Here is a 12,829-nt window from a genome sequence, read left to right as displayed (position 1 = left end):
TAAAATGATTTTCCTACACACGTGGCTGATTCATCGCCGTCAACATACCGCCATATACAGTATTCAGAGCAGCCAGATTCTTAGCCAACTTATTCACTTCCTCTTTAAATACCTTCGAGTCATCTAGGGATTCATTGAAGTTTTTCATTGTATAACTTAAGCTTTCATAGAATTGATTCATGGATTGTAGATGGGATGCCGAATCACGTAATTCCCGCTCGTACATCTCGTTCAGCGATTTCAGGTTATTTGTGAGATTCTGCACTTGCTCGTGATAACCGGCGGTATCCATGTTTGTATTGGACATCGCGACAAGGTTGGCAGAAGCTTTTTCAAAAGCCATGCTGAGATTATCAAATTTCGAACTCGCATGCTTTAACTTTTCGGTAAACTCGTTTGCTGCGAACGACACATCAGATATTTGGTTAATAGCCGACACTTTATCGCTAAAATCACGCAAACCTCTTCCCAGATTTTCAATCAGTACAGGCTCTATCTTTGCCTCCGCAAACATCTTGTCTAACGCCGCTGTCGCCGACGGCCCTGCCGGTTGATGGCTAAGTGCAGCAGATCGTTGCGGCAACTCTCCGGCGTAATCCTCGTCCAATTCAGGATATACCCTCTCCCATGCGGGCTCTTTTGGAGGTGGATTGAATCCCATTAAGAAAAATAGAAAGGCTTCCACCGCTAAACCAATACCGATCATATAGTTGGCGAACGAGCCTCCTATATAAAGTATTTTAAACAGAACACCAACAATAACGATACTAGCTCCCCAAGAGATAGCAACGTGTAACCATCTTGAATTGTCTTTTTTCTTTACGCTCATATTTATTAATTTTTAGTAGCACGATGATATTTCGAACGATTTATGAATCAAAACGCGATTTGGTTCATAAATATTACTTTTCATAGCTCGTATGTTGAAACGATTCCAAAGTACTAGCAATAAAAATACCACAAATTACGAGCGGCGAGATTTAGTATTCTTCACAACGTTAAGCATGTCAGACGAAACTGCGTTCAGAATGGTAACTAAAAACGATCTTTGGTATTTAAAACGTGTTCAATTTGATCGGTAATGTATATTTTACCCGAACGGGGAGCCCGTTCTGGACGCCTGGCTTCCATTTTGCCGCTTTTTTTAACACACGGATAGCCTCATCCCCCGTACCGAAACCAATATCTCTCAATATCGCAATATCGGTTAAAGAGCCATCCGTTTCCACAACAAACGTAGCGATTACGCTTCCTTTAATTCCTTGTTCCAACGCTCTATCGGGATACGCGTAGTTTTTTCCGACCCAATTCACAAATGCGGACATACCACCGACGGGCTCCGGCATAACTTCTACCGACACAAACGGCTCCCCGTTATTTAATACGCTCCCATTGGGATCACCTGACGCTTTTCCCGTGATATTTCCCAATTCTTTCGTAGGTCCAAATTCCCCCTTGGCAACAAAAGAACCGCCCTTCACTGGTTTAAGCGTAAGCCGCGCAGTCATCTTGTCCTTTAGATCATCTTGCGAAGCCACATCTTCGACTGCCCTATTACGATCTGTCACGACAGGTTCTACAAAACGGATTAATTCCTGTGCAGGTGGGTCTTGTGCAATCTTTTGGACAGGTTGTTCTGCCGGAAGGATTACTTCCTCTTCTTTTGGTGTTTCGGGAATGACCAACTGATCAAGTGTTACAGGTATATTGTCTTCAATCACGGGAGCCGAGGCCATACCCGGCATACGGTCGTAGGCATATTTTCCACCTACCAGTAAGGCAACAGCGAACATGACAGTAAGCAAGGCCTTATTCGTGGCTGCAGCAGATTGACGTCTTAAATCATACGCACCATAGGTTTGGTTCCGGGAAGAAAAAACAACTTCCAGCCATTCTTTCTCATAAATATCTAATTTGTTGTTCCACATAACGAAAAGTGTTAAGGTTTACATCTTTTCTTTCATGATGACAACAAAGAGAAAATTCCATAATTTATTTTGTGTACAATTACACGTGCATCCGCGCTAACGGCGCTATATCTTGACCGACAAACTCGTTGCGCAGATATTTATGGTAACCCGCAATGGCAATCATAGCGGCGTTGTCGGTACAGTATTCAAATTTGGGAATGAATACGTTCCAATGGCATTGCTTCCCCATCTCTAACAAGCCTTGACGAAGCCCCGAATTGGCAGAAACACCTCCCGCAATCGCCATATCCCTTACGCCGGTTTGTTTCGCCGCTTTCTTCAACTTATTCAATAAAATCGAGACTATACGTTGTTGCACCGAAGCACATACGTCAGCCATATTTTCCGCTAAAAAATTGGGATTTTTCTTTTCTTCCGCCTGCACCATATATAAAATAGCGGTTTTGAGGCCAGAAAAACTAAAATTCAGTTCCGGAATCTGTGGCTCGGGCAATTTATAGGCGGCGGGATTTCCTTCCCGAGCATATTTATCGATCAGCGGACCTCCGGGATAGGGCAAATTCAGTATTTTAGCGGTTTTATCAAAAGCTTCTCCAGCAGCGTCATCAAGCGTCTGTCCGAGCAATTCCATATCAAAATAATCCTTCACCAATACAATCTGTGTATGTCCGCCTGATACGGTAAGACAAAGAAAAGGAAAGCTGGGTTTCGGTTCCTCGATAAAATGAGCAAGGATATGTGCCTGCATGTGATTGACTTCAATCAGCGGAATCTGACGAGCCAGTGCAAATGATTTAGCGAACGACGTACCGACCAAAAGTGACCCTAAAAGTCCGGGACCTCGCGTAAAAGCCACCGCATCGATATCATTTTTATGTATTTTTGCCTGTTGAATGGCTTCATCCACGGTCGGGATGATATGTAGTTGATGTGCACGCGACGCTAATTCGGGTACCACACCTCCATATTTTGCATGAATTGCTTGACCGGCAATAATATTTGATTTAATTTCACCGTCTATACATATAGAAGCGGAAGTTTCATCACAGGAGGACTCGATACCGAGGATAACAGCCATTGCACAATGTTTAAATAGAACACAAAAATATCAAAAAAATACTTAAAATAGCGCTGATTACTTCGCTTAGCATTGTCTTGCTAACGGTATTAGCTGTTTTTCTACTACGCTATCCCGCGGTACAAACCTATGTTACAAAAAAGGTCGCCAACTATCTGAGTGAAGAACTCCAGACAGACATTTCTGTAGAAAAGGTATATTTCAAACCCTTCAGTTCGCTGGAGCTACACAATTTTTTCATCAACGATCGTAGCGGAAAAACACTGCTTTCGGCTAAAAGTGCAACCGCACGTATTTCGCTGGTAAAAATATGGAATAACCAGATCGGTATCCAACAGGTGACGTTAGACAGTGCTTTTATTAATTACGAGATATATAAAGACAGTACCAATCTCAGTTTTTTGATTGACTACTTTTCACCTAAAAAGCAAGAGCAAACACCGAAAACAACGAAAATGCGGCTGGACTTGCAACATGTCACCTTGCACAATAATCGTTTCAAGCTTACCGACCATCGTTTTAATCACCATAATCGTGGCGTAGATTTCAGTAATCTGGATTTAACCGATATTTCGGGCGATTTTAAAGCGGTCCATTACACTGACACCACCCTGCGCGTAGACGTAGAACAACTCACATTCAAAGAAAAAAGCGGATTATACCTGCAAGAGTTTAGTGCACAATCGTATGTATCTGGCAAGAAGATGGAATTTACCGACCTTGTGTTGCACACCAACCGCTCCAAAGTAGGCGATTACCTTGCTTTTTATTATGATAATTTTAGCGACTTCTCGGATTTCATTGAGAAAGTAGGAATTGAAGGCACGCTTAGCGACGCTTTGGTGGATTCCCGAGATATTGAATTTTTTGCACCAGAAGTGGTAAACGTTCGGTTCATAACGGATGTTGTTCAAGCATCGGTATCGGGAACCGTCGAACAATTAAGGGCAAGCGATGTATATCTAAAGACGGGAACACAAACCAGTCTACAAGGCGATTTTACGATTGACGGCCTACCGGATATTGACAAAACGAGATTCCATTTCGCCTTGACCAAACTCCAAACGTCTGCAAAAGATATCGAAGAGCTTGTTCCTGCCCTATCCAACCAATCTTCGTTTTCCCTTCCAGATCAACTCCATCTTTTGGAAACGGTGGAATATCAAGGCACACTTGACGGATATTATCATCTATTTGATGTGCATGGAAAAGCTACAACAATGCTGGGTTCGTTGTCTACCGAGAGTACCGTCACCATAAAGCCCACGCTACAATATACCGGTACAGCAAAAGCGGATTCCTTTGATTTGGGAAAATTCATACATTCCAAGGAAATCGGAAAAACGGGATTTGACCTTCGGTTTGATGGTAAAGGAACAGATGCGAAATCATTACATTTAACCACGCACGGTCATTTATCCAATCTTCTCTTCAAAAACTATCCTTATCGACACGTCGAATTTGAAGGAGAGATGCTGGGTGAGGTTTTACTTGCTAATGGCGAAATTGATGACCAAAATGCTGCTTTAGACTTCAACGGCGAAGTCAATTGGCAAGATTCCATTCCGATGTACGAATTTAATTCTACCGTAGCGCACCTCGACCTAAAAAGGTTGCACCTTTACCACAAAGACAGTATTGTCGTGAGCCAATCCAATATTCAGGCAAAACTACACGGAAACTCATTGAATTCCTTAAACGGTCATATTGCCTCTGATCATGTACAGTTCAGCACCACAAGAGGCGATTTTGTTATGAACTATCTAGATTTTGAATCGGAAGGCAACGAACAGTCCAAAAAGTTGACTCTTAAATCCGACGTTGTTGATGGCGTGATGTCGGGACAAATAGATTTGTCCAGTATTGGTGCCTATTTTCGGTCGCTTGCTATGCGTTATGCCCCCGCCATCAATCTCGAAACGCAGCCCTATAATCCACAGAACTTTGATTTGCATGTCGACGTCAAATCTTTTGCTCCTATATCCGCACTGTTCGATCCCAACTTAGAGCTTGAAGACGGTGCACACCTGACGGCGAAATTCTCGTCCGATCATTATACGGCAAATTTTGAGGCTTTCAGTCCCGTTGTGACCTACAAAGGAATGAAAATCACCAATCTCGCCCTTACGGAAAACGCCGATGACCAAGCTTTTTCTTTGGATGTGACGGCCGACCGTTTTAGTATTTCTGACTCCGCGTATGTCGATCATGTCACCATCAATAATGTACTGGCAAACGACAGTCTGACCTTTCATATTTCCCTCTCGGAAACAACTCGCCCCAATTATCTTAAATTAAATGGAAACATACATTTTGCCTATAACCAGCCTGCCAATATCCGGTTTGAACAATCGCAGATTGTTTTAAACAACGAGTCATGGGACATCAATCAAGAAGCAGACCTCCGCGTCTCTAAAGGCAAGTTCTATCTAAACAACCTGCTTGTTTCCAGAGATCGCCAAGAGGTTAGCCTAAACGGGATCCTTTCCGATGAAGACGATAAGCTTGACATCGCTTTTAGAGACTTTAGTCTAGCTTCGTTATCCGGAATCACGCGACCGCTGGGTATTGACTTGATTGGGCATCTTAGTGGAGAAATGCAAGTTTATTCGGTCTTTGGTTCGCCAACGCTGTCTGCCAACGTTTCGACTACCCCTATTGTCTACAACAATCTCCCTATAGGCAACCTACAGGTCGATGCCGATTTTGATCCGCAAACCGGACTCATACAGCTCCAATCTCAATTATTGGATGTAGATGGTGACGGCATTAGGCTTAGTGGTTCGTATGACGTTAATTCCGAAGATGACGCATTACATTTAAAAGGAACAGCCAAAGATATAGATTTGGGTGTAGTGCAACCATTCCTGCGCACACTCGTTTCCAACTTATACGGCACTATGAGCGGCGACGTAACTATAAACGGTACGATCCGGCAACCAAAAATCAATGGAACAGCTCATATCAAAGAAGCGTCTTTTTTTGTTAACTACCTGCAAACGAAATACAGCATCTCGAATCAACATTCCATCATCCAACAGAATTCGATCTTTTTAAACGATTTGCTACTAAACGATGTCCGAAATGCCACAGCTACAGCAAACGGCGAAATCAACTTGAATACGCTCAGTGACCCCACGTTGGCTGTTCATGTGACAACAGATAACTTCCAGATTCTAAACACAGTTAGGAAAGATAATGAGTTGTTTTTTGGCACAGCCTACGCATCGGGTGCTTTCCGCTTCAACGGCCCCACCAGTGCGATGGTTATGGATATTGATGTACGTCCAAATCCCAATACCGTTATCACGCTTCCTTTTAATACTTCATTGAAAGTAAGTGATAATGACTTCATCTATTTCGTCAATCCGGATTCCGCCGAGCAGGAAACACCTGTCTCTAAAAGGCTTTTTCAAGGTTTAACCATGAATATGGATATTGCCGTGACACCAGATGCTGAAATTAATCTGGAAAACAATATCGGCTCCTTAACAGGTGTTGGTACCGGCGATATTTCGTTACGTATATCCAGTTTGGGCGATTTTGAGATGTTCGGAGACTATCATGTTATCTCCGGAAAATTCCACTTTACCGCACAAGATTTCTTTAACAAGTTCTTTGATCTGAAAGAAGGCGGAACGATTAGATGGGCAGGTAATCCTGGCGAAGCGACTATTAATCTGAGCGCGACTTACCAGCAACGGACGTCGATTGCTCCCCTATACAATGCAGCTGGTCGAGCGGAAAATAATGACCGTATCCTAGCACAGGCCGACATGATATTAAAAGGCACTTTATCACAACCTGATGTTTCCTTCGACCTTAATTTTCCGCAGACACCCTATATCAAAGATGAACTCCAAGGCTATTTGAGCGATATCAATAACGTCAACCAGCAAGCGATCAGTCTTATCGTACGAAGGAGTTTTACTCCTGCGTCTACACAGGAGTTTGGCCGCGAAGTCAATAATACACTTTTATCCGCAGGAACGGAAATCGCATTTAATCAGCTGAATAGTATCATCTCGCAATCGCTCAATATGAACTTTTTAGACCTCAATATCCGGTCTTTCAACGATGCGTCGGCTTCCTTACGTTTTTTCGATGACCGCTTGGTATTTACGGGGGGAGTTACCGATCGTAGCCAAAACCAGCTTAATGACCTCATGCTCTTCTCGGATCAGATAGCTACCGATGCAGAGGTCACGTTCCGTTTACGTCAAGATGGAAACCTCGTATTAAGAGCATACAATAGACTTAACACCCGAAATTTCCTGTTTACGCCTTATAGTGATTATATCAGCGCCGTGGGCGTCGTTTATCGACAGGAATTCAACTCACTATCTGAATTCTGGCGAAAATTATGGCTTTGGAACGAACGGAAGAGGACGATAAAAGATAAGCAATAAGCTATGAGTCATAAGCAATAAGCCCTTTCACCAATTGCTCCCACTCGTCTTTCAAATTGCCTTTATATTCCGGCTGTTTAGCACGGTTATACCAATAACGCGCATTCCATAAATCCCCTTCTACACGATGTAGATAAGCATGCACATGTGCTGAGACACGATCCTCCAGATGATCAATCAAATCATGGGCCGTTTGCCAATCTCCTTTCGCGTCATACCAAAGTGCCTGTAAATGGACGTTCAATTTATCTGGAACGATATCCGCATGCTCAATCGAAAATATGAATTCGTCGTAGGTCATAGTTGCTTCACTTATAAATATACAATCATTTATTCCCAACAAATTACGCCTTTTTCCTAAAATAAATACTATTTCTTACCAAAGACACGTTACTGTTAGGTGTTTGTAACAAAAATATTATAGATACAGAACTATTAAAACTAGTTGTTTGTTACACTATGTGAACATAAATAAAACAAATGATCTGAACGTAAATCGATATCCTTATGAAACACACCCTTTATGCTATTCCCTTGTTATTACTTAGCCCTTGTTGGGTCTTCTCCTCAAACGACGCTCATCTTCCTTCCAAAAAAAATTTCGACAACCCCAACTTATTTTGGACAGCATCTGTCGATGCACAAGATTCTCTGATTACCGTAAATGGTTCTGTCAAAGATGAACGGAGCAATGCTATAGCAGGTACTATTGTTTCGGTAAAAGGAGAATCCGTAAATACCGTATCCGACGATCAAGGTCTATTTACATTGGAGATGAAGCCCGATGCTTCACTGATTTTTAACAAAACAGATTTCGCACGACACGAAGAACCTGTAAATAACCGAAGCGAGATACATGTCATACTAAAAATAGCAGAAGCGGATTCATCGGCTGCAACGGATTCTGCACCCGGTACGGGGGATACTACCGTCACAGATTCAACGGTTATAGATACTACTGCCGCATCGCCGACTTCTCCGGTTTCTCCGACAACAGCCATGACATCAACTGATTCTACAGCGAATCCTCAAAACGTCGTCCAAGGCACCGTTAGTGATAAAAATGGACCAATTACGGGCGTCACCGTGTCGGTAAAAGGACAACCGGCTTCAGCGGCGACGGATGAACAAGGTCGGTTCAGTATCTCAGCCAATACCGGCGATATACTGGTGTTTAGTGCGGTTGGCTATAAGGAATATGAGGAATCGCTCAACAATAGAGAAAAAATAGATGTGTTGCTGAGTGAAGAATCAAAGACTATTGAATCTGTACAAGTAGTGGCGGTTGGCTATGGCACGATGGAACGTGCCACATTAGCCAGCTCGGTTTCCAGCATAGGAGCAGATGAGATCGAAAACGAAGTACTTCCCAGTATTCCGCAAGCTATCCAAGGAAAAGCCGGCGGAGTTCAGGTGACACAGAAATCCGGTTCACCTGGTGGCGGGCTTAGCATCCGGGTACGTGGTACCACTTCAATAAATGCGAGCTCCGATCCGCTATACGTCGTAGATGGTATTCCGGTAAATAGCACAACGAACTTTACGGGCGGTTCAGATTTTAACTTTGGTGGAGGTACGCAGGGGATCAATGTTCTTTCTTCGCTCAACCCTTCCGACGTACAGTCTGTCGAAGTACTAAAGGATGCAGCCTCCTCTTCTATTTACGGTGCTAGGGCAGCCAACGGTGTCGTCCTCATTACGACTAAAAAGGGTGAACCGGGCACAAGCCAATTTCATTTCAACATGTACGAGGGGTATTCGGAAATGCCATCCGAACGCAAATATGAAATGATGAATACGGCACAATACCAAGACTACATGCGGGATTATTATTTTTTTAGAGAACAGGACGACCCCACCTCTACCATGCCAGACCAAATTTTAGCTAATCCCCATATCAACACGGATTGGCAAGATGCGATGTTCCGGAAAGCCGGCACAAGAAGCTACGAACTTTCCGCAAGCGGGGGAAGTGAAAAAACACAATATTACACATCATTGGGCTATATGCGACAAGGGGGAATCATGCTCAACTCTGATTTTAACAGAATCAGCGGTCGAATAAACCTAAATCATCAGCACAATGATAAACTAAGGTTTGCAACGGCGATTAATGTGACACGAGCGGAAAATGATCGCATACAGGAAGAAAATTCAAAGGAAGGTCCAACGAAAACAGGTATTTTCTCTCCTCCTAATATACCGGTGTACGACAATAACGGAGATTACGTCTATGACCAGGTCAGCCTGTCACGGGAAAATCCTATAGCTATGCTCAATTTACCGGTAAATAATGCGCAGACCTGGCGCGTGTTGGCAAATGCAAGTGCTGAATATCAATTTGTCCCGTCATTAACATTGAAAACAAGTTTTGGAACCGACATCAGCTTTATCGACGAGACATTTTTTATGCCCCCGAATGGCATCCGCTCCTTTGCAAGCCAGGGGGGTATCGGTGCACGTCGCAATACACGCGACCAGCTTTGGATCAACGAAACAACTTTAACATTTGACAAGCTATTTGGCGACCATCAACTCAATGCGTTGGGTGGATTCTCCGTGCAGGAATCCCGACTGGAGTTTGTCCATGGACAACGTTCCAATTTCCCCTCCAATGATATCGAGCATATCAATGCTGGTGGTGTCATCACACGGGCAGATGCGTATCCAGAAGAGTGGGCTATCGCCTCCGCTTTCACGCGTGTAAATTATAATTATAAAAAGAAATATATCTTAACAGCCAATTTGCGGACCGATGGGTCATCCCGCTTCGGTAGCGATAACCGATGGGCGACCTTTCCTTCCCTTGCCGCGGCATGGCGTCTGTCAGAGGAAGACTTCATACAAAACCTTCCTGTTATCAGTGATTTGAAACTGCGGGCCAGTTGGGGTATTACCGGTAATCAAAATATCGGCAATTACGCCAGCTATTCCCTTTACGCGGGTGGGAACAACTACTTGGGGATGCCCGGTTTTATTCCATCGGTTTTAGGCGACAGAAACTTAAAATGGGAAACAACGGCGCAGACCGATGTCGGAATTGACGTTGGATTATTTGATGACCGAATTTTCCTTTTAGCTGACTATTACCATAAGAAAACTTCCGACCTTCTTATTGGTGTGCCTATCCTGACCAACTCTGGCTACATGAACCGATTTACTAACTCCGGCGATATTGAAAACAAAGGGTTCGAATTTGAGTTGACTACGCGCAACTTAGTCGGCGATTTTAAATGGACCACGTCTTTAAACATGACATTCAACCGCAACAGGGTTTTGGCGCTACCCGACGGGGTCGACCAAATCTTAGGTGGTGTCGGCAGTCTGAATATCGCTATGGCGGGATTACCTTTAGGTTCTTTTTATGGTTGGAAAATGATTGGTGTTAATCCCGAGACGGGTATGATCGACTACGTTGGACAAGACGGTCAACCGACTACACCGACGAGTGATGAGGACAGACAGATCATCGGCAATCCGCACCCAGACTTTTTCGGGGGTATCACGAACACCTTCCAATATAAGAACTTCGATTTTAGCGTGATGGGGCAATTTAGTTACGGTAATGAGATGTTTAACTATACATTAGCTTCGGGATTAGAGGGATATAATGCCAGTTCAAATGCTTTCATTGATTGGGTAGATCGCTGGCGTCAACCCGGTGATATTACGGACATGCCTCGTCCGAGCCCAGGTAGTTTCGATAATGGCGCCATCTCCGATCGGTTTGTGCAGGACGGTTCTTTTTTCCGTATACGTAATATCACACTAGGTTATACGCTTCCACAAGCGGTGACAGAACGGATGAAGGTAAACAGGCTTCGGGCATATATCACCGTGCAAAACGCGTATGTATTTACCAAATACCGCGGCTTCGATCCGGAAGTAAGCTCCAGCCACGGCGGAGCCAATACGGGGCTTATCTACGGATATGACTATGGTAGTTATCCGCAGCCACGCATATTTACTGCCGGTGTTAATTTATCTTTCTAATCTATTAAATGCATATACTTATGAACACGATACACAAATTATTTTTATCCGCTTTGCTGCTCTCTGGTTTTACATCATGCGAGAGCTTCCTGGATCGGGAGCCACTCGCGCAAGTCACGCAAGACGATTATTTCCATTCAGAAACCAATGCTAATTCCGCTGCAATAGGGATGTACCGCACCATGACCAGCTCGTTTACCTACGGACAGACGATGGTTATTGTACCCGAGTTTTCAGCGGGTCATGTTTCCCACGCCGCTATATTTCCAGAATACGAAAATTTTAAAACACACGAGGTTACCGCAACCAACCCGTGGGTTGCGAACGTATGGCAAGGGGTATACACAACTATCAATGCGGCCAATAACATCATCGCTCGCGTATCCGAAATGCCCGAAAACACCATTTCCGAAGAAAAAAGAGCACAATTTATCGGTGAAGCGAAATTTGTTCGTGCGCTGAACTATTTTTTCTTGGTACGCGCTTTTGGTCGTGTACCATTAAAATTAACAGCGACTACGGAGGACGAAGATATAGCTATTCCGCAGTCTGAACCGTCTGCCATCTATGAGCAACTGGTAAAAGATCTTGTCGAAAGCATTACAGAACTTCCTGAGGCGCACGAAACGACCGAAGCAACCAAAGGTAGAGCAACAAAGGCCGCGGCACAAGGCTTATTAGCCAAGGTTTATCTTTACCAAGCATCTATCACAAACGATTATGCCTTAGCTGCAAGTACAGCCGCGGACATAATCAATGCGGAAAACTTTCAATTGGTAGACGATTTCGGTAGTATTTGGGCCTCCGAAAATTCAGCTGAATCTATTTTTGAGCTGCAGTTTGATGATCAAACAACCAATACACTGGCATCGGTAAGTAACGATAATGCCAGTATGCTTTTTTATGTAAAAGACGAGTCTATCCGTGAACTATTTGAGATTGGCGATAAAAGACAAGATTTCTCCATATTTCAAGGATCAAATGATCGTTACTATATGGGAAAATTTCCAAACGCGACTCCACCAACTCAGAACCTCCCCATCATCCGTCTGGCAGAAATTTTACTCATTCATGCAGAAGCAGAAGCGAGGGTTAACAATAGTGTAAGTGATGCCGCATTTCATTCACTTCAACAAGTATTAACACGGGCAGGCGTACCAAGAAATAAGGGCGATTTTACTTCTGTAGATCGTTTTGTCAAGTTTGTACAGGAGGAAAAGGAACGGGAACTTCTCTTCGAAGGTGAGACATGGTTTGATTTCTGCCGAACAGGACTGGCGGTGGAAAAGTATGAAACATTAACAAACGAAAATCAGTTTGTTTATCCAATTCCTACAGCGCAAATCAATCTCCGTCCGGATATCCTAGAGCAGAACCCGGGGTATTAGCAACAAAGGGCAGACATTCGCGTCTGCCCT

The 12,829-nt window shown here is 43.7% G+C and carries 7 protein-coding genes; 3 read left to right on the top strand and 4 right to left on the bottom strand.

Features of this window, described 5'->3' with window-relative positions:
• Positions 1-13 precede the first annotated feature (13 nt).
• From gldL to tsaD, 3 genes are all read right to left on the bottom strand, one after another.
• Positions 14-829, bottom strand: coding sequence for a gliding motility protein GldL (gldL, locus tag G5B43_RS18075; RefSeq protein ID WP_165296205.1), 816 nt, complete (start codon positions 827-829; stop codon positions 14-16).
• Between the two features lie 226 nt (positions 830-1,055).
• Positions 1,056-1,928, bottom strand: coding sequence for an energy transducer TonB (locus G5B43_RS18070; RefSeq protein ID WP_165296204.1), 873 nt, complete (start codon positions 1,926-1,928; stop codon positions 1,056-1,058).
• Positions 1,929-2,007: 79 nt separating this feature from the next.
• The gene (tsaD, locus tag G5B43_RS18065) at positions 2,008-3,009 is read right to left on the bottom strand and encodes a tRNA (adenosine(37)-N6)-threonylcarbamoyltransferase complex transferase subunit TsaD (RefSeq protein WP_165296203.1); all 1,002 of its coding nucleotides are present in this window, start codon (positions 3,007-3,009) and stop codon (positions 2,008-2,010) included.
• A 77-nt stretch (positions 3,010-3,086) separates the two neighbouring features.
• On the opposite strand from tsaD, the gene G5B43_RS18060 reads away from it, so the two are divergent.
• Positions 3,087-7,418: a translocation/assembly module TamB domain-containing protein gene (locus tag G5B43_RS18060; protein ID WP_165296202.1), complete on the top strand. Its 4,332-nt coding sequence runs from the start codon at positions 3,087-3,089 to the stop codon at positions 7,416-7,418.
• 1 nt (position 7,419) lies between these two features.
• Here G5B43_RS18060 and G5B43_RS18055 read toward each other — a convergent pair whose 3' ends face one another.
• Positions 7,420-7,719 (bottom strand): hypothetical protein, encoded by a 300-nt coding sequence (locus G5B43_RS18055; protein WP_165296201.1) that lies wholly within the window; start codon positions 7,717-7,719, stop codon positions 7,420-7,422.
• A gap of 206 nt (positions 7,720-7,925) precedes the next feature.
• Here G5B43_RS18055 and G5B43_RS18050 point away from each other — a divergent pair, with 206 nt between their 5' ends.
• Both G5B43_RS18050 and G5B43_RS18045 read left to right on the top strand, forming a co-directional pair.
• On the top strand, positions 7,926-11,411 hold the full coding sequence (locus tag G5B43_RS18050) for a SusC/RagA family TonB-linked outer membrane protein (protein ID WP_165296200.1): 3,486 nt from the start codon (positions 7,926-7,928) through the stop codon (positions 11,409-11,411).
• 20 nt (positions 11,412-11,431) lie between these two features.
• Positions 11,432-12,799, top strand: coding sequence for a RagB/SusD family nutrient uptake outer membrane protein (locus tag G5B43_RS18045; RefSeq protein WP_165296199.1), 1,368 nt, complete (start codon positions 11,432-11,434; stop codon positions 12,797-12,799).
• Positions 12,800-12,829: the final 30 nt, after the last annotated feature.

Origin of the sequence: Sphingobacterium sp. SGR-19, assembly GCF_011043555.1 — a bacterium.
Lineage (GTDB): Bacteria > Bacteroidota > Bacteroidia > Sphingobacteriales > Sphingobacteriaceae > Sphingobacterium.
Note: the sequence above shows the minus strand (reverse complement) of the source record. Positions and strands in the feature narration are given on the sequence as shown.